Below are 18,127 nucleotides of genomic sequence, written 5' to 3' on the forward strand. Positions count from 1 at the left end.
GCCCCCGTTAGGCAGGACGGGGGCGCTGTTATTTTATCTGTTTTTTATCTCTGTTTTCCGGGGGCGGGCGTGCCCTGTCAGTCGAACAGAGGAACGCCTTCGGTTCTGGCGGATTGCAGGTCCAGTTCCACTTCCACCACGTCGATTTCGACCATCCGCACCCGGCGGAAGCCGAGATGCTCGACGAACGTCAGCATCCGGGCATTTTCTTTCAGCACCTGACCGACCATGGTGCGGGTTTTCCGGCTCTGGCAGTACCGGATCATTTTGACCATCATCGCCTTGGCCAGCCCGGCGCCCTTCAGGTCAGAGCGGACGACGATCGAGAATTCGGTCGTTTCGTTATCCGGGTCGGTGACGGCGCGGACCACGCCCAGCGTTTCTTCCCGCCCGTCACTGTCAGGGGCGGTGGCGATGAAAGCCATTTCGCGGTCATAGTCGATCTGGGTCATCCGTGCCATCTGGCTGTGTGGCAGTTCCTGCACCAGCCCGAAGAAGCGGAACCGGATATCCTCCGGGGTCAGACGGGATACGAAAACATGGTGGTTGGGTTCGTCTTCCGGGCGGATCGGGCGCAGCAGAACCGGGCGCCCGCCTTTCATGACAAAGGTTTCCTCCAGATCCTGCGGATAGGGGCGGATTGCCAGCCGGTCCGTCGGATTGGTTCCGGCATAGGGGGCCAGGACCACCCGGGCATCCAGCGCAATGACACCGTCCGGGCTTGCCAGCAGCGGATTGATATCCAGTTCGCGGATTTCCGGCAGATCGACGGTCATCTGGGCAACCTGAATCAGGGCCAGTGACAGCGATTCCAGATCTGCGGCGCTGTGGGCCTTGGCCCCCTGCAGAACCTTGCCGATACGGGTGCGGCCGATCACTTCCGCTGCCAGTGCCATGTTCAGCGGCGGCAGGGTAACGGCGCGGTCGGCGATGATTTCGGCGGCGGTGCCACCTTGCCCGAACAGGATCACCGGGCCAAAGATCGGGTCGGTATTGATGCCGACGATCAGCTCCTGCCCCAGTGAATGGCGGTGCATGGGCTGCACGGTAAAGCCGCTGATCCGTGCCTCCGGGAAGGAGATGGACAGGCGGGTCAACATGCTCTGGGCCGCTTTTTCCACCTCGTCGCCGCTGGTCAGATCCAGCCGCACGCCGCCGTGTTCGCTTTTATGCGAGATGTCATCGGACAGAATTTTCAGCACTACCGGGTAGCCCATCGCGTCTGCAACAGCCCGGGCTTCGGCCGGGGTATGGGCAACCCGGGTTTCCACCACGGCAATACCATAAGCTGACAGCAGGGCCTTGGCTTCCGGCTCTGACAGCGTGGTCCGCCCGGCGGACAGCGCATCGCTGATCAGGCGGCGGGCGATGGTGATATTGGGGGTGAACTCGGTGGGCAGGCTGGCGGGTGTTTCCATCAGCATGTCCTGGTTTTTGCGGTAGGCGACGGTGTGCAGGAAGCTGCGGATCGCCTGATAAGGCGTGGTAAAGGTCGGGATGGCCGCTTCATGGAAGCGTCGGCGCGAATCCCGGACCAGCTCATCACCGATCCAGCAGGTGGAAATGCTGACGCGGCGGCTTTGCTTGATCACCGGAATCAGGGCTTCGGTAATCGCCAGCGGGTCCGTGGTGGCGACCGGGGAGTGCATGACCACCACGGTGTCCACCTCTTTGGCGGCGGACAGAATCTTCAGGGCGGCGGCATACCGTTCGGGCGATGCCTCGCCCATGATATCCACCGGATTGCCGCGTGACCATGTGGCAGGCAGAACGCTGTTCAGGGCCTCGATGGTTTCGGGGGTCAGTTCGGCCAGAAGGCCGCCCTGTTCATCCAGTTCATCGACACCCATCACGCCGAATCCGCCACCATTGGTCAGGATGGCCATCCGCTCGCCTTTCGGCTTGGTCATCACCGACAGGGTTTCGGTGGCGGCGAACAGTTCCTCGATGGTGTACACCCGCAACATCCCGGAGCGGCGGAAGGCGGCGTCATACACCAGATCAGCCCCGGCGAGGATGCCGGTATGGCTGATGGTGGCCTGCTGGCTGGCATTGCGTCGCCCGGCCTTGATCGCCAGCACCGGCTTGTTACGGGCAGCGGCGCGGGCGGCTGACATGAAGTTGCGCCGTAACGGGATGCTTTCGATATACAGCAGAATCGCCCGGGTATCGGGGTCTGACCCCAGATAATCCAGCACATCGCCGAAATCGGTGTTCAGCATATCCCCCATCGAAATGAAGTGGGAGAAGCCGATGCCCTTGGGGCGGGCCCAGTCGAGAACCGAGGTACAGACCGCGCCGGACTGAGACACAAACGCGATACGGCCTTTGTTGGCAGGCTGGGGGGCGAAGCTGGCGTTCAGGCCGATCCCGGGGACCAGCACACCCAGACTGTTCGGGCCGAGGACCCGGATGCCGTGGCTGCGGGCCGTATCACGGATGGCGGCGGCGACATCAGGTTTGACCCCGGCCCAGCCGATGCCGGAGGCAACGACAATGGCTGCCCGGGTGCCACGGTCCGCCAGTTCTTTCAGGGCGGTCAGGGTGTCATCCGGGGGGACGGCAATCACTGCCATATCGGGCACCAGCGGCAGCGCGGCGACCGAGGGATAGGCCAGAACCCCCTGAACCGCCTGATACTTCCGATTGACCGGCAGAATCGGCCCGGTAAAGCCCCCTTGCAGCAGGTTGCGCATGACGATGCCGCCGACACTGTCCGCCGTGTTGGAGGCGCCGAGAACGGCGACCGATGCGGGTTTGAACAGTTGCTTCAGATACCGGACGCTCATCGTCGGAGTTCCCCCAGGCTGTGCCAGATTATCCCTCCGCCGGGGTCCTCTCCATCCCCTTCATGGAAAGCGGCGGTACGGGACATGCAGTATAACGGGTTATATGCTGCATTGCAGCAAAAACCCTTTGTCGTTTCAGGGTAAAGAGAGAGGTGACGGGTCAGGTAAAATCCGGCCCGTGGGTCCAGATCACCAGAGAATGGCGGGCCCCGGCGGTGACCGGCGTCACCCGGTGCAGGACGAAGGCCGGAAACACGGCAGCGGTACCGGGGTCACGCGGGGCGGTCAGCACATGGCCTTCGGGATTCAGCTGAAGGTCACCGCCTTCATAGGCATCCGGCGGGCTGAGCTGAATGGCGATGGTCAGCTTGCGGGCCCGCCCTGCGGCCCCCCGCCCGCCGCGGTCGATGTGCCAGTCATAGAAGCCACCGTCCTGATAGCGGGCGACCTGTGCATCTTCCTGAAAGCCATCCAGCGCGTAATTGAAATGTTCGCGGTTGGCGCTGGCGACCAGCCGGGCCAGCCGCTGATAGATCCAGTCGGTATCCGGTCCTTCCGGCAGCCAGTGAATCGCCGTTCTGCGGATGCGGGAAACCGCCTCGCCGTTGACCAGCGTGGCATCTTTCTGCCGTCCGGTCTCCATCAGGGCGATGATGGCGCTGCATTCTTCGGGGGAAAAGGTTTCGGCCTCGAAGGTCCACAGTTTCTGTGCCGGGCGGGCAGGGGCGGCAAGGCCGGGAATGTCGGAGAACATGGGCTGATCCTGAACAAGCGGTCCGTGGACGGGGCGGCTGTTTTACGGGCTTCGGCAGGTGCAGGCAAACCAGAAACAGGGTGCGGCACCGTCATTGGGGCACAGATAAGCCGGTCATCCGTCTGCGGTCATTGATCTGGAGTCTGCTGCCGCTGTTTTTCAGCATGGTCCGGTTCAGGACTGATCCTGCGGGGGCAGGGCGGACAGGGCCTGACGGAACTCTGTCACCAGCGCGTCAGGAGTATCGCGGTTGAAAGCAAAATACAGCGGCCGGGAAATCTCGGGCAACGGCAGGGCTGCGACCACAGAATCGGCGGGCAGCCCCAGTTTGTCCAGTCGGTACAGCATTGACCGGACGTCTGACGGCAGCAGATCAAGCCGGCCGTGTATCAGCATGCGGATGCCCAGTTCTTCATCGGCAATGGTCTCATGGGGGATGCCCCGGCTGGTCAGATAGACGCCCTTAACGTCTTTCTGCAGGGCCCCGATGCGGTAGCGTCCGGCGTCTTCCAGTGTGGCCGGGGTAATGTCCGGGCGCTGAGAGGCACGGAACAGGGCAACCTGAAACGGAATTGCCTGCCCCACCCACTTGAACAGATCTTCCCGTTCCGGGACCCGGGCAACAGGGAACAGCAGCGCCCCCGGGGTGCGCAGGGCAGTTTCGTAGGCCCGCGCCCACGGGTAAATCTCGATCGGGATTGATCTTCCGGCCTGCCGAAGCAGTTGCCGTGCCCGGTCGGCGGCAATTCCCTTGGCCTGTCCGTTGTCTGAGTAGGAATAGGGCGCAAACTCTGACGTGATGATCCGCACGGGTGGCAGATCCTCTGCCCGGGCCCGCCGCAGCAGGGCGATCCCGCCTGCGGCGGCGGCAAGGGCTGTCAGAACGGCACGCCGGGTCATCGCCCGCTGCGCCGGGGGAACAGCCTGTTTCTGCGAAGGTCTGGGAGCCATGGTTACCGGAAAGCGGAGGAAAGGATCTGCATACCGCTTATTATAAGCGATCCCCCGGTACGGGCATAGGCCGGGCGCGCTGTCTGGTACATCAGGACCAGACAGCGGGGGCCGGAGACGTCAAGGGGCCGGTTACAGCCAGTTCATCGCCAGATGCCACAGCACCGGCAGCAGAAGGGCGGTTGCCACCGCATTCAGCCCCATGGCAAGGCCGGAGAAGGCACCGCAGGTTTCGCCCAGCTGCAGGGCGCGGGCGGTGCCGATACCGTGACTGGCTGTCCCGATGGCCAGCCCGACCGCCGCCGGGTCGGTGATGCCGCACAGCCGCAGCAGGGCCGGGGCGGTTACGGCGCCGAAGACACCGGTCATCATCACCAGTACGGCGGTCAGCGACGGCAGGCCGCCGATCTGTTCCGAAACCCCCATGGCAACGGCGGCGGTGATCGATTTGGGGGCCATTGAGCTGACGGTATCGGCCCGGCCGCCCATCATCTGCACGGTGATCACCGCCGAGATCACGGCGGTTGCTGACCCGATCAGCAGGCTGGCGACCAGCGGCACCGCGTACCGCAGCAGCATGGCCCGCTGCCGGTACAGCGGAATGGCCAGCGCCACCGTCACCGGCCCCAGCAGGAAGTGGACAAACTGCGCGCCCTGAAAATAGGTGCGGTAATCGGTGCCGGTCGCCAGCAGAACCAGCACCACCATCACCACGGTCAGCAGCACCGGATTAAGCAGCGGCGATCCGCCGGAACGGCGGAACAGCGCCTGTGCCAGAACAAAAGCGGCCAGCGTCAGGGTCAGGTGAAACAGCGGGCTGGCCGACAGATAGACCCACAGGTCCTGTACCTCAGGGGGAAGAACCGGCTGTTGCATCAGGGCTGTTCCTTCCCGGGGCTGGCGGCGGGGTCTGCGGCGTGGCGTCGCCGCAGCAGGTGCATCGGCAGGGCGGTCAGAATCAGCCCGGCGGTGGTGCTAAGGATGATGCCGACCGCAATCGCAGCCCAGTCCGCGGCGATCAGGTCAAAATGCAGCATCACGCCGACCCCGGCGGGTACGAACAGCAGCGAGATGTTTGCCAGCATACCGTCGGCGGTGCGGGCCAGCGCATCGGGGATCCGCCCCAGCAGACAGAACCCGGCAAACAGCAGCACCATGCCGCAGACCGGGCCGGGGACCGGCAGGTGCAGCAGCCGTACCAGAACTTCACCGGCCAGCTGGCACAGCAGCAGCACCGTCAGGGATTGCAGCATGATGAAGACCATCCGGAAAGCAGGGCTGAAAGACGCCGGAAAGGGACGGGCGGACCGCTTGTTGCCGTTGCGGCAGTCTGAGGGCGCGAGTATTCTCCCCGCCCTTGCGGAATGTCCAGCGTGTTTTGTGAACAGCCCCGGCGGGTGTTCTCAAACAACGCCGGTCAGGATGGCCCCGCTGATGCCGGATGACCCCGATCATGTCTTATGACTATCAGTCTTTGCTGGACCGTGTTCATGCCACCGTGGCGGCGCAGCCGATCCGGGGGAAAGTCGCGGACTATATTCCGGCTTTGGCCCGGGTGGATGGCCGCCGCTTCGGTCTGGCTCTGGCCCTGACCGACGGGCGGGTCTTCTCTGCCGGAGAGGCGGATGAGCCGTTTTCGATCCAGAGCATGTCAAAGCTGTTCACGCTGGTGATGGCGCAGCGGCTGTATGGCGACGATCTGTGGCAGCGCGTGGGGCGGGAGCCCTCTGGAACGGCCTTTAACTCTCTGGTCCAGCTGGAGCATGAGGATGGCTTTCCCCGCAATCCGTTTATCAACGCCGGGGCGCTGGCGGTCACCAACGCGCTGGTGTCGCGCTATGCCCAGCCGGAGCGGGCGATTCTGGATTTTCTGGCGTCGCTGTGCGGACGGAAGAAAATTTTCATTGATGAGGATGTGGCGCGGTCAGAAGAGCAGCACGGCGACCGCAACCGGGCCATTGCCTATTTTCTGAAGGCACACGACCGGTTTGAAAACGATGTGGCGGAGGTGACGCGCACGTATTTCCGCCAGTGTGCGATTCCGCTGACCTGCCGGGAACTGGCGCAGGCGGCGCTTTTTCTTGCCAATAACGGCACCACGCTGGACGGGGCGCGGGTCCTCAGCCCGGTGCAGACCCGTCAGACACTGGCTGTCATGCTGACCTGCGGCCTGTACGATGGGGTGGGGGACTTTGTGTTCCGTGTCGGGCTGCCGGCCAAAAGCGGGGTCGGGGGCGGCATCATCGCCATTCTTCCGGGGGTGGGAAGCCTGTGCGTGTGGTCCCCGCCGCTGGACGCACGGGGCAACTCGGCCAGAGGGATTGATGCACTGGAGCTGATCGCCGCCGATCTGGCGGTGGTGCCCGGGGTACTGTAGGCCTGTTGGGGGGATCAGGGGGCTTCCGTCGCCTGAACGCACACCCCTTCGACCGTAAAGTCATCGGGGTTGTTCAGCGGATCATCGCCGACCAGCACGCCAAGGGCGCGGAAGGCGCGGGGGACATCCGGGCTGAACTCTTCATCATCACCGTCGATCACCACCACCAGATCCGGCGGACTGTCGGTGCGGGCCGCCGGAAAGGTGAAGGTCAGCGTGTCATCCTCGGCAATGGAAACCTGTCCCTTCCGGCGCTCCTGCCCGGCCAGATAGCTGCCGTGCAGGTGGTCGCCGCTGTCGGTCACCCGGAAGCGCTGGCTGCCGGAGGATGGGGCGGCCGTGGCATCCCAGCTGCATTCAAAGCTACGGGGTTTGACCGCCGGATCAGACAGCGGCCCAAGCAGATAAACGCCGCCGCTGGCCACCATGCCGGCCATCAGCAGCGGGATCAGGGGCCCCTGACGCCGCCATAAGACAACACCGCCAGCCCCGGCGGCCAGCGCCAGAACGGTCAGGGCGGGCACGAGCAGGCCCGATGGAATCATGGTAGCGGTCACGGTCGGCTCAACTCCCCCGGAATGGGCCGTCAGAAAATGGCAGCTGCAATGCGCAGGCCTGAAACTACGTCATATTTCCTGCATAAACCCCATGTCAGGCGGGGGCAACAGGGAAGTGACCGCCTTAATCGTTTCGGCCAGAACAAAATGTGATGTTTTGGGCAAAAAGCGATTGGCAAATGCAGCCTGAAGCTGAAAAACAAAAAAGCCGCCGCCAGAGGCGACAGCTTCAGCTATTCCGTCCCGGAAGGACGCTGCTACATGATGGCTCCGGCGGTAGGATTCGAACCTACGACAACCCGATTAACAGTCGGGGGCTCTACCGCTGAGCTACGCCGGAATATCCATCAGTTTTCTCAGTGGAGGCCGGGACCGGAATCGAACCGGTATACAAGGATTTGCAGTCCTCTGCATCACCACTCTGCCACCCGGCCTTGCGCTGAGGAGGCGGTTTATAACGGTGCCCCTCTGGCAGGTCAACAGCTTTTTTGTCGTTTTTTCAAAATCCTGCAAATGCCGGATTTTTCCATTGTTCTCCTTTGCCGCGTCACCCGGCGCGGGGAATGGATAGAGATTGTCAAGGCCGGGGCGGGCGGGTATAAAACCGCACAAAGAGACCTGTCGCCGCAACGGGGCGTTTGGTGTCGCCTGTGTTAAAGTCTTCCGGTCGGTGTCGCAGGATGCAGGCCGGGGTATAAGGAAAGACGGCACGCAGGCGGTCCTGAAGGAAAGACCCTTCGCACCTGCCACCGTTACCGGCTCAACCCGATGATAAAAGTGTTGCGAGAGGGGCCCCCCATGGATTTCGCTGCTGCCCGTCACAATATGATGGAAGGTCAGATCCGCCCGAACGGCGTGACCGATACGGCTGTTCTTGCAGCGATGGCGGAAGTGCCGCGCGAAGATTATGTGCCGAAGGCCCTGCGCAGCATTGCCTACACCGATGATGATCTGTCGGTCGGCAATGGCCGGGGTGTGATGGAGGCCATGGTGCTGGCCCGCCTGCTGCAGGCCGCTGAGATCAACCCGGAAGATGTGGTGCTGGAAATTGCCACCGGCACCGGTTACGCCACGGCGGTGCTGGCCAAGATTGCCAACACCGTTGTGTCGGTGGACAGCGACCCGGATTTCCGGGCGATGGCGATTTCCGCCGTCAGCAGCCACGGGCATGACAACGCGGTTGTGGTCGCCGGTGAGCTGGAGGTCGGTTATCCGGCACAGGCACCGTATAATGTGATCTTCATCAATGGTTCGGTGGAAGTGGTGCCGCAGGCTCTGCTCGACCAGCTGGCCGACGGCGGCCGTCTGGTCGCGGTTGTCACCGGTGGCGGTCAGGGTGTTGCCACCCTGTATACCCGCACCGGCAGCAGCTTTGGCCATCGTAAGCTGTTTGACGCCAACATCCTGCCGCTGCCGGGCTTCCGCAAGCCGGTCGGTTTCGTGTTCTGATCCGTTCAGATCTGCGGTTTCTGAAAAACCCCTGCGTCTTCCGGCGCGGGGGTTTTTCTGTTTGGGCGCCGTTTTGTGCCAATCCTCAACGCTGGCTGAAGGTTGCGGGAAAAAGCGTGCTGTTTTCTTCAGAGTTGACAAACTGAGATGTTGCCATCATTTTGAACTGAACGGTTCAGTTTATCATTATGGGCGTTTTCAGCAACGGGGCGCCGGTTTCACGGCTGAACGCGACGACACAGGATCTGACGACGAAATGACGATGATGAAGCCCGTTTCACTGGCCGTTGCCGCCATTCTTCTGGCTGCCGGGGGGCTGGCCGGATCTGCCGCCGCCATGACCCTGCCGGAAGCCCTTGCTTCGGCCTATCTGAATAACCCGGAGCTTCAGGCTGAGCGGGCGCGGGTGCGCGGTGTTGACGAATCGGTTCCTCAGGCGCTGTCGGGCTGGCGTCCGACTGTCTCGGTCAACGGGTCCGTGGGCTATAACAACAGCACATCCAACCTGCGGGAAAAGCGGACGCAGGACGCCCAGCCCCGTCAGGGATCGCTGACCGTGACCCAGCCGCTGTTTAACGGTTTCCGGACACTCAATCAGACAGAAGCAGCCGAAAATCAGGTTCTGGCCGCGCGGGAGCAGTTGCGCGTGCTGGAGCAGCGGCTGTTTTCCAGCGTTGCCGAGGCGTATCTGAATGTGGTCCGTGACCGGGCGGAAGTGGAGCTGAAGAGCAATAACGAGCTGGTGCTGCAACGCCAGCTTGCCGCCACCCGTGACCGGTTCCGGGTCGGGGAAATCACCCGGACGGACGTCAGTCAGGCAGAATCGCGTCTTGCCGGGGCCACTGCCTCGCGCATTGCCGCAGAATCACAGCTCTCGACCAGCCGGGCGACTTTTGAGCGTCTGGTCGGTCTGCCGCCGGAGCAGCTGACGACCCCCGCCGCTGCGGAAGGCCTGCCGGGATCGTTGCAGGATGCCGTCGGGCTGGCGACCAGCGAGCAACCTGCGGTGCTGGCCGCCGAATATGCGGCGCGGGCGGCGGTGGAGACGGTGGATGCCGCCACCGGCGAACTGTTGCCGACGGTGGCCCTTCAGGGGACGGCCTTCCGCAACTTTGATGATTCGACCGATCAGTCCCGTTCCAACGGCTATCAGGTGGTGGCGACTGTGGCGGTGCCGCTGTATGAGGCCGGGGGGACCTATTCCCGTATCCGTGAGGCCAAGCATACGGCCGGGCAGCGCCGTCTGATCGTGGAGCAGACCCGCCAGCAGTCCCGCGAATCCGCCGTGCAGGCGTGGGAGCAGCTTCAGGCCAACCGGGCCCAGATCACCTCTCTGCAGGCGCAGGTCCGGGCGGCGGAGGTCGCGCTGGAAGGGGTCGAGCGGGAAGCACAGGTCGGGGCGCGTACGGTGCTTGATGTTCTGGATGCGGAGCAGGAACTGTTGGATGCCCGGGTCGGTCTGGTCCGGGCGCAGCGGAATGAGCGGGTCTCAACCTATGCGCTGCTGTCGGCGGTTGGCCGCCTGAATGCCCGCGACATGGCCCTGCCGGTGGAGCTGTATGACCCGGTCGCCCATTATGACGATGTGCGTGGCAGGTGGATCGGCTCTTCCGACGCGGCGGATGAGGATGTGGGGCTGGCGCGTAAGCCGCTGCGCTGAGGCGGTGGCATTGATCCGGCAGAGGGCCGGGATCGGAATGGGGGCCGGGACGGATAAACCGTTTCCGGCCCTGATTTTTCAGCCGGAACGGGGATGAGGAAAGCCGGATCTGGATATTCCCGCTGGCTGGACAGAACGACAGGGCTTTGCAACACTCGCGGCTACTGGTATGTGTGCGCAGTCGGCCCGGGGCAGGGGGCAATCTGATAATTCCGATGGAAATCGATTGTTCTTCTGTTGTTTGCAAAATGTTAAGGGTCGATGTTGTATCACTGCATTAGGTTAATGTAGGTAAGGGGCGCCCGTGCCGCCCTGACAGGTCCGGCTGGGGGCGGAGTACGCCATGGACGAGAAGAATCAGGAACCATCGATGGAGGACATCCTTGCCTCCATTCGTAAGATCCTGTCGGAGGATGAGGAAGAGCCTGCGGCCAAGGCCCCCGCGCCTGCGCCCAAGCCTGCCCCCATGCCCGAACCGGAGCCCGCGCCAAGCTGGGATATGACCCCGGAGCCTGAGCCCGAACCGGAGCCAGAGGTTTCCTGGGACGATGCTCTGCGGGCGCAGGAAATCGGCGGGCCCGACGAAGAGGATGAAGTCTTCGAGTTGACCGACTCGATGGTGGCTGAGGAAGAGGAGCCGCTGCTGCTGCAGCCTGTCGCTACCCCCCAGCCTGTTGCAGAAGAAGTGGAAGACGAGTTGGAATCTATTTGGCGTCCCGAGCCCGCCCCTGCCTTGATGCCGGTGGCTGAGGATGCGGACCGTCTGGTATCTCCGCCGACCGAGGCAAAATCAGCCGCTGCCTTCTCTGAGCTGGCGCTGATCGCCCGTGAGCGGACCCTTGGTGTCGGTGCCAATCCCGGCCTGACGATTGAAGGTCTGGTGCGTGAGATGGTCCGTCCCCTGCTGACGGAGTGGCTGGATAACCACCTGCCGGATCTGGTGGAGCGTCTGGTGCGCAAGGAAATTGAGCGTCTGGTTTCGGGCAGCGATAAGTAAGCTGTTCTTTCCGGTGGCACCGTCCGCCGGGCCGGATGACAGAGTGATACCGCCGGGGCAGGGCTGCTCCGGCGGTATTGTTTTGGGGGACCGGCTGCGGGAACAGAGATTTTTTCCTGTTTGCGGTTTGGTTTTTTGCCGCCGTTGGGTATTCTGCCGCCCCCATCTGCCGCGAATCCGGCAAAGTCCGCTGTCGGCGCGGGTGGGTCGCCTTACTGTTTTAAAGTCTGTGGAAGTCAGGAATCATGCTCGACAAGACCTATAACCCTGCTGACGTTGAAGAACGGCTTTATAAGCAGTGGGAGGAGACGGGGGTATTCCGCTCCGACGTCGGGTCGGGCGATGTACCGTACACCATCATGATGCCGCCCCCGAACGTGACGGGGAACCTGCACATGGGGCACGCCCTGACCTTCACATTGCAGGATGTGCTGATCCGCTACGCCCGCATGAGCGGGAAGGATGCCCTGTGGCAGCCCGGCACCGACCATGCCGGTATCGCCACCCAGATGGTGGTGGAGCGGAATCTGGAAAAAGAGGGCATCACCCGCCATGATCTTGGCCGGACTGCCTTTATCGATAAGGTGTGGGAGTGGAAGGAACAGTCCGGCGGGGCGATCACCCGTCAGCTGCGCCGCCTTGGTGCCTCCCCGGATTGGGAGCGTGAGCGCTTCACCATGGATGAAGGCCTGTCGAAGGCCGTCCGCACCATTTTCGTCAAGCTGCACAAAGACGGCCTGATTTACCGCGATAAGCGTCTGGTCAACTGGGATCCGAAGCTGCACACCGCCATTTCCGATCTGGAAGTGGAGCAGCGCGAGGTGAAAGGCAAGATGTGGTATCTGCGCTATCCGGTGGACGGACTGGCCGATACCTATGTGATTGTCGGTACCACCCGCCCGGAAACCATGCTGGGGGACACCGGCGTTGCCGTCCATCCCGACGATGAACGCTATAAGCATCTGATCGGCAAGATGGTGCGCCTGCCGATCACCGGCCGTCTGATCCCGATTGTCGCTGATGAGTATGCTGACCCGGAGAAGGGCTCCGGCGCGGTCAAGATCACCCCGGCTCACGATTTTAACGACTTTGAGGTCGGTAAGCGTGCCGGGCTGGAAGTGATCAACGTTCTGGATCTCAATGCGAAGATTCTGGCCGAGCCGACCGCCCTGCTGAAGTTTGACGGCAATCACGCCCGCCCGGTGAAGGCCGCTGACGGTGCCCCGGTGCTGCTGGATCTTCCGGAAGAGTTCCGTGGCCTTGACCGGTTTGTCGCCCGCGAGAAGGTGGTGGCCTTCTTTGAAGAAAACGGCCTGCTGGAAAAGATTGACGAAAACCCGATGACGGTGCCTTACGGCGACCGCTCCGGCGTGGTGATCGAGCCGTGGCTGACCGACCAGTGGTTCGTCGATGCCCCGGCGCTGGCCCGCAAGCCGATTGAGGCCGTCGAGACCGGCAAGACCGTTTTTGTGCCGAAGCAGTGGGAAAACACCTTCTTCGACTGGATGCGCAATATTCAGCCGTGGTGTGTTTCCCGTCAGATCTGGTGGGGCCATCAGATTCCGGCATGGTTCGGTCCGGATGGTCACCCCTTCGTCGAAATGACCGAGGAAGAGGCCCTTGCCGCCGCTGAAAAGCACTACGGGCAGGCCACCGCCCTGACGCGGGATCCCGACGTGCTGGATACGTGGTTCAGCTCCGGCCTGTGGCCGTTCTCCACCCTCGGCTGGCCGGATAAGACCCCGGAACTGGACCGTTATTACCCGACCGATGTGCTGGTCACCGGGTTTGACATCATCTTCTTCTGGGTCGCCCGGATGATGATGTTCGGCATGTACGCCATGGATGAGGTGCCGTTCCGCACCGTTTACATCCATGCTCTGGTTCGCGATGAAAAGGGCCAGAAGATGTCGAAGTCGAAGGGCAATGTCATCGACCCGCTGGACCTGATCGGCCAGTACGGGACGGATGCGCTGCGCTTCACCCTTGCCGCCATGGCGGCGCAGGGCCGCGACATCAAGATGAGCGAGCAGCGCGTTGCCGGATACCGCAACTTTGCCACCAAGCTGTGGAACGCCACCCGCTTCTGTCAGATGAACGAATGCGTGGTGCAGCCGGGCTTTGATCCGAAGGCGGTGACCACCACCCTGAATAAGTGGATCATTGCCAAGACCGCTGACTGCGCCGCCAAGGTGCGGGAAGCGCTGGACGGCTACCGCTTCAACGATGCGGCCAACGCGGCCTACCACTTTACCTGGGGCAGCTTCTGCGACTGGTATCTGGAATTTGCCAAGCCGGTCTTTAACGGCGACGATGCCGCCGCCAAGGCCGAAACCCGTGCCACCGCCGCGTGGGCGCTGGATCAGATTCTGATCGTGCTTCACCCGTTCATGCCCTACATCACCGAAGAGCTGTGGGGCAAGCTGGCGGAACGCCCGCAGGCCCTGATCTCGACCAAGCTGCCGGACTACAGCGGTCTTGAAAACGCTGATGCGCTGGCCGAAATGGACTGGGTGGTTGATGCCATTTCCGCCATCCGGTCGGTGCGGGCGGAAATGAACGTGCCGCCGTCGGTGCGGATGCCGCTGCTGCTGAAGGGGGCCGGTGCGGCCACTCTGGCCCGTCTGGAGACCCATCGCCCGCTGCTGCTGACGCTGGCCCGTCTGGACAGCATCACGGTGGTCGCCGCAGAGACCGCCGTTGCCAACGCGGCGCAGATCGTTGTGGGCGAAGCAACCGCCATGCTGCCGCTGGAAGGCATCATTGATATCGCCGCCGAAAAGACCCGCCTGACCAAAGAAGTCGGTAAGCTTGACGGTGAGATCAAGAAGCTGGCCGCCAAGCTGGGCAACGAAGCCTTTGTGGCCAAGGCCAAGCCGGAAGTGGTGGAAGAGCAGCGGGACCGTCTGGCTGAGTTTGAGGCCACCCGCGCCAAGCTGGCTGACGCCCTCAGCCGTCTGGCCTAAGGGGCAGGGCAGATGGCCCGCCCGCCCGCCCGTCCCTCGGCAGGTGGCCCGGTCTCCCGCCGGGCCCACCAGCTGCCGCCCCCCCAGCCGGGGCGGCAGCCGGGCCGTTCGGCACGGGTTGATCTGGAGGATGACGACGATATCGGCACCCCCGAGGAAAAGGCCGAGGTGATCGTGCTGAAGCTGGAACGCTTCATCCGCGATAACCGGACGCTTGCCAAAGGGGTCTCCTTCCGGAAATGGCAGGAACTGGCCCGGCTGGAAATTGCCTCGGCCATCCGCTCGAAGGAAGTGCTGCGTGATCTGGAAAGCCGGGCGCTGGACCGGGCGATGATCGTGCTGGGTGTCGGTCTCGCGACCGTCGGGGTCTGGGGCAGTCTGCTGGCGGTTGATGCCGGCCCCAGCCGCATCATCGCCGGAACCCTGACCTTTATCGGTGGCATGATGACGTTATGGGTCGCCGGGGCATTGGGTCTGAAATCTCCCCTCAAGCGGTTTCAGTCCAACCGGCGGCGGTCCCACATGAAAAAGGTCCGGGCCCTGCACGCTGAGGTGCTGGCGCTGGAAAGTTACCTCAAGAAGCGCAAAAAGCAGCTTGAGGAGGAAATTGAGGATCTGGGCGAAGACGCCTGAGATCTGTCGCGATGTCTGATGGCCGGGCGGATGTGTCCGGCCATTCTTTCATAACCCCATTTGTCGCAGAAGATTCCCCGTGCTCTACATTTCTTTCGAACAGGCTTGGCAGGTGTATCTGGATGCCGCCGCCCGTCTTCCCGCACATCCTGCTCCGGTGACCCCGCGCCGGGTCAGTGGTCTGGCCGATGTGGCGGCAGATTACGATCTGGTCGTCTTTGATGCTTACGGAGTGCTGCACGTCGGAGGGCCGGCTTTCCCGGCCTCCCTGAAGGCGGTGGCGGCGCTGCGGGCTTCGGGCACGCCGCTGTGCGTGGTCACCAACGATGTTACGCACGAGCCGCACAGTGTGGCCGACCGCCTGCGCCAGCGCGGCTATGACATCCGAGATGAGGAGATCATCAGCGGGCGGTCGCTGCTGCCGGAGATTCTGGCCCCATGGGCCGGGCGGCAGACCGGGGTGATTGCCTCGCACCCTGAAGACCTTCAGGACCGCTATCCGCAGCTGAAACCGCTGACCGATGATCCGGCAGGCTGGGATGGCGTGGACAGCATTGTTTTTGTTGACTGCAACTTCTGGGAAGAAACGCATGTGGCGACCTTCTTCACAGAGCTGCGTCGCCAGCCGCGCCCGATGATTGTCTGCAACCCTGATGTCGGCTGCCCTTATACTGGCCGTATCTCTGCCGAGCCGGGCTATTTCGCCCATCTGGCGGCGGCGGAAGGGCTGACGGAGATTACTTTCCTCGGTAAGCCGTTCCTGCCGGTATACCAGCGGGTTCTGGCGGCATTTCCGCAGATTGCGCCGCAGCGGATGCTGATGGTGGGGGACAGCCCGCATACCGATATTCTCGGCGGGCGTGGGGCGGGCATGGATTGTCTGCTGCTGGAATGGGGCTTCCTGTCAGGGCAGAACAGCGCGGCGCGGTTTGCCGAAGCCGGGCTTTTCCCTAATTTTGTTGCGCCAAGCCTGTAAGGCTGCATTACTTTCTTGCAACGTGCAGCGGGAATTCGTACATCTATGGGCCACCCTGACCGCAGGGTGGCCTTTTCCGTCATTCCGGCCGGTTCTTTTCTTTCCGGCCCGGAGACAGCCCGTTCCACGCAGTGTGAGGACTCCCGATGCCAGCCTACCGCTCCCGTACTTCGACCCATGGCCGCAACATGGCGGGTGCCCGTGGCCTGTGGCGTGCCACCGGCATGACCGATGCCGATTTCGGCAAGCCGATCATTGCGGTGGCCAATTCCTTCACCCAGTTCGTGCCGGGGCACGTACACCTGAAGGATCTGGGGCAGCTGGTCTGCCGTGAGATCGAAAAGGCGGGCGGTGTCGCCAAGGAATTCAATACCATCGCCATTGATGACGGCATCGCCATGGGGCATGACGGCATGCTCTATTCCCTGCCGTCGCGGGAAGTGATCGCCGACGCGGTGGAATACATGGTTAACGGCCACTGCGCCGATGCCATCGTCTGCATTTCCAACTGCGATAAGATCACCCCGGGTATGCTGATGGCCTCGATGCGCCTCAACATTCCGGTCATTTTCGTGTCCGGCGGCCCGATGGAAGCCGGGAAAGTGATTCTGAAGGATGGCGAAAAGGCCGTCGATCTGATCGATGCCATGATCGTCGCCGCCGACAAGTCGGTGTCTGATGAAGACGTCGCCAAGTACGAGCGGTCAGCCTGCCCGACCTGCGGCTCCTGCTCCGGGATGTTCACCGCCAACTCGATGAACTGCCTGACCGAGGCGCTGGGGCTGTCGCTGCCGGGCAACGGCTCCATCGTCGCGACCCATGCTGACCGTCAGGAGCTGTTTCTTGAGGCCGGGCGTCGGATCGTCGATCTCGCCCGCCGCTATTATGAGCAGAACGACGAAAGCGTTCTGCCGCGCAACATTGCCAATAAGGCGGCGTTTGAAAACGCGATGAGCCTTGATATCGCCATGGGCGGCTCCACCAACACCGTGCTGCACCTGCTGGCGGCAGCGCGGGAAGGGGAGATCGACTTTAACATGTCTGATATCGACCGCCTGTCGCGCCGTGTGCCCAACCTGTGCAAGGTCGCCCCGGCGGTTGCCAATATCCATATGGAAGATGTGCACCGGGCCGGGGGTGTGATCGGCATTCTGGGTGAGCTGCACCGCGCCGGTCTGCTCAACGCCGAGACCCGTTCCGTCCATTCTGCCAGCATGAAGGATGCCATCGCCAAGTGGGATATCGCCGTCAGCGATGATCCGCAGGTGCAGGAATTCTTCCGGGCAGCCCCCGGCGGTGTCCGCACCACCGAGGCTTTCAGCCAGTCCCGCCGGTATGCGGCGCTGGATGCCGACCGCGAAAAGGGTGTGATCCGCAGCAAGACCCACGCCTATTCGCAGGATGGCGGTCTGGCCGTGCTGTACGGCAACATCGCGCTGGATGGCTGTATCGTGAAGACGGCCGGTGTGGATGACAGCATCCTCAAGTTCTCCGGCCCGGCTGTGGTCTGCGAAAGTCAGGAAGAAGCCGTCGCCAAGATTCTTGGCGGTGATGTGAAGGCCGGGGATGTGGTGGTTGTCCGCTACGAAGGCCCGCGTGGTGGCCCGGGGATGCAGGAAATGCTGTACCCGACCAGCTACCTGAAGTCGATGGGGCTGGGCAAGCAGTGCGCCCTGATCACCGATGGCCGCTTCTCCGGCGGGACCTCCGGTCTGTCGATCGGCCACTGCTCGCCGGAAGCGGCGGAAGGGGGCACCATCGGCCTGATCGAGCCCGGCGATATGGTTGATATCGACATCCCCAACCGCACGCTGAACGTCCGCGTTTCTGAAGAGGTTCTGGCAACCCGCCGCGCCGCGATGGAAGCAAAGGGCAAAGCCGCGTGGAAGCCGGAAAAGGCCCGGTCGCGGAAGGTCAGCACCGCCCTGCGTGCCTATGCGGCAATGGCCACCTCTGCCGCTCACGGTGCGGTGCGGGATGTCAGCAAGCTGGAAAATCTGTAATCCTCTGTCCTGACA

General features: G+C 62.9%; 14 protein-coding genes and 2 tRNA genes. 8 read left to right on the forward strand and 8 right to left on the reverse strand.

Translation table 11 applies throughout. The features are described 5' to 3' along the window. Window positions 1-77 precede the first annotated feature (77 nt). From G365_RS0100970 to G365_RS0100990, 5 genes are all read right to left on the reverse strand, one after another. A complete protein-coding gene (locus G365_RS0100970; protein WP_019643627.1) occupies window positions 78-2,789 on the reverse strand; it encodes a bifunctional acetate--CoA ligase family protein/GNAT family N-acetyltransferase in 2,712 nt (903 codons plus the stop codon). Window positions 2,790-2,949: 160 nt separating this feature from the next. Then, complete coding sequence (locus G365_RS0100975) at window positions 2,950-3,543, reverse strand: 2OG-Fe(II) oxygenase (RefSeq protein ID WP_019643628.1); 594 nt, start codon at window positions 3,541-3,543, stop codon at window positions 2,950-2,952. Window positions 3,544-3,717: 174 nt separating this feature from the next. Beyond that, entirely contained in the window at window positions 3,718-4,443 is a 726-nt protein-coding gene (locus G365_RS19795; RefSeq protein ID WP_019643629.1) for a substrate-binding periplasmic protein, read from the reverse strand. Window positions 4,444-4,626: 183 nt separating this feature from the next. Continuing rightward, window positions 4,627-5,370, reverse strand: coding sequence for an LrgB family protein (locus G365_RS0100985; protein ID WP_019643630.1), 744 nt, complete (start codon window positions 5,368-5,370; stop codon window positions 4,627-4,629). Then, window positions 5,370-5,747, reverse strand: coding sequence for a CidA/LrgA family protein (locus tag G365_RS0100990; protein ID WP_019643631.1), 378 nt, complete (start codon window positions 5,745-5,747; stop codon window positions 5,370-5,372). The genes G365_RS0100985 and G365_RS0100990 overlap by 1 nt, the downstream gene beginning before the upstream one ends. 200 nt (window positions 5,748-5,947) lie before the next feature. Here G365_RS0100990 and G365_RS0100995 point away from each other — a divergent pair, with 200 nt between their 5' ends. After that, window positions 5,948-6,871, forward strand: a complete 924-nt coding sequence (locus G365_RS0100995) for a glutaminase (RefSeq protein WP_211217644.1) — start codon at window positions 5,948-5,950, stop codon at window positions 6,869-6,871. Window positions 6,872-6,885: 14 nt separating this feature from the next. On the opposite strand, the gene G365_RS0101000 is transcribed toward G365_RS0100995, so the two are convergent. The 3 genes from G365_RS0101000 to G365_RS0101010 all read right to left on the reverse strand — a co-directional run bounded on the left by G365_RS0101000 (window position 6,886) and on the right by G365_RS0101010 (window position 7,862). After that, a complete protein-coding gene (locus tag G365_RS0101000) occupies window positions 6,886-7,428 on the reverse strand; it encodes a hypothetical protein (protein ID WP_155976076.1) in 543 nt (180 codons plus the stop codon). Between the two features lie 265 nt (window positions 7,429-7,693). Continuing rightward, window positions 7,694-7,768: transfer RNA gene (locus G365_RS0101005), tRNA-Asn, on the reverse strand. Between the two features lie 20 nt (window positions 7,769-7,788). Beyond that, window positions 7,789-7,862: transfer RNA gene (locus tag G365_RS0101010), tRNA-Cys, on the reverse strand. A gap of 364 nt (window positions 7,863-8,226) precedes the next feature. On the opposite strand from G365_RS0101010, the gene G365_RS0101015 reads away from it, so the two are divergent. The 7 genes from G365_RS0101015 (at window position 8,227) to ilvD (ending at window position 18,112) form a co-directional block, all read left to right on the forward strand. Continuing rightward, window positions 8,227-8,877: a protein-L-isoaspartate O-methyltransferase family protein gene (locus G365_RS0101015; RefSeq protein WP_019643634.1), complete on the forward strand. Its 651-nt coding sequence runs from the start codon at window positions 8,227-8,229 to the stop codon at window positions 8,875-8,877. A gap of 262 nt (window positions 8,878-9,139) precedes the next feature. After that, a complete protein-coding gene (locus tag G365_RS0101020; protein ID WP_043741192.1) occupies window positions 9,140-10,537 on the forward strand; it encodes a TolC family outer membrane protein in 1,398 nt (465 codons plus the stop codon). Between the two features lie 343 nt (window positions 10,538-10,880). Further along, a complete protein-coding gene (locus G365_RS0101025; protein WP_245554668.1) occupies window positions 10,881-11,534 on the forward strand; it encodes a DUF2497 domain-containing protein in 654 nt (217 codons plus the stop codon). Between the two features lie 245 nt (window positions 11,535-11,779). Beyond that, window positions 11,780-14,500, forward strand: a complete 2,721-nt coding sequence (locus G365_RS0101030; RefSeq protein WP_019643637.1) for a valine--tRNA ligase — start codon at window positions 11,780-11,782, stop codon at window positions 14,498-14,500. Window positions 14,501-14,512: 12 nt separating this feature from the next. Then, entirely contained in the window at window positions 14,513-15,133 is a 621-nt protein-coding gene (locus G365_RS0101035) for a hypothetical protein (RefSeq protein ID WP_019643638.1), read from the forward strand. Window positions 15,134-15,212: 79 nt separating this feature from the next. After that, entirely contained in the window at window positions 15,213-16,109 is an 897-nt protein-coding gene (locus tag G365_RS0101040; RefSeq protein ID WP_019643639.1) for an HAD-IIA family hydrolase, read from the forward strand. A 146-nt stretch (window positions 16,110-16,255) separates the two neighbouring features. Next, on the forward strand, window positions 16,256-18,112 hold the full coding sequence (gene ilvD / locus G365_RS0101045) for a dihydroxy-acid dehydratase (protein WP_019643640.1): 1,857 nt from the start codon (window positions 16,256-16,258) through the stop codon (window positions 18,110-18,112). The last annotated feature ends 15 nt before the right edge of the window (window positions 18,113-18,127 follow it).

Source organism: Novispirillum itersonii subsp. itersonii ATCC 12639, assembly GCF_000381985.1.
Classification (GTDB): Bacteria; Pseudomonadota; Alphaproteobacteria; order Rhodospirillales; family Rhodospirillaceae; genus Novispirillum; species Novispirillum itersonii.

Bases quoted from the DNA above. Each gene is read 5' to 3' on its own strand.
- G365_RS0100995 (WP_211217644.1), top strand. From the start codon at position 5,948: ATGTCTTATGACTATCAGTCTTTGCTGGACCGTGTTCATGCCACCGTG.
- G365_RS0101030 (WP_019643637.1), top strand. From the start codon at position 11,780: ATGCTCGACAAGACCTATAACCCTGCTGACGTTGAAGAACGGCTTTAT.
- G365_RS0101035 (WP_019643638.1), top strand. From the start codon at position 14,513: ATGGCCCGCCCGCCCGCCCGTCCCTCGGCAGGTGGCCCGGTCTCCCGC.
- G365_RS0100990 (WP_019643631.1), bottom strand. From the start codon at position 5,747: ATGCTGCAATCCCTGACGGTGCTGCTGCTGTGCCAGCTGGCCGGTGAA.
- G365_RS0100985 (WP_019643630.1), bottom strand. From the start codon at position 5,370: ATGCAACAGCCGGTTCTTCCCCCTGAGGTACAGGACCTGTGGGTCTAT.
- G365_RS0101015 (WP_019643634.1), top strand. From the start codon at position 8,227: ATGGATTTCGCTGCTGCCCGTCACAATATGATGGAAGGTCAGATCCGC.
- ilvD (WP_019643640.1), top strand. From the start codon at position 16,256: ATGCCAGCCTACCGCTCCCGTACTTCGACCCATGGCCGCAACATGGCG.
- G365_RS0101020 (WP_043741192.1), top strand. From the start codon at position 9,140: ATGATGAAGCCCGTTTCACTGGCCGTTGCCGCCATTCTTCTGGCTGCC.
- G365_RS19795 (WP_019643629.1), bottom strand. From the start codon at position 4,443: ATGACCCGGCGTGCCGTTCTGACAGCCCTTGCCGCCGCCGCAGGCGGG.
- G365_RS0101025 (WP_245554668.1), top strand. From the start codon at position 10,881: ATGGACGAGAAGAATCAGGAACCATCGATGGAGGACATCCTTGCCTCC.
- G365_RS0100975 (WP_019643628.1), bottom strand. From the start codon at position 3,543: ATGTTCTCCGACATTCCCGGCCTTGCCGCCCCTGCCCGCCCGGCACAG.
- G365_RS0100970 (WP_019643627.1), bottom strand. From the start codon at position 2,789: ATGAGCGTCCGGTATCTGAAGCAACTGTTCAAACCCGCATCGGTCGCC.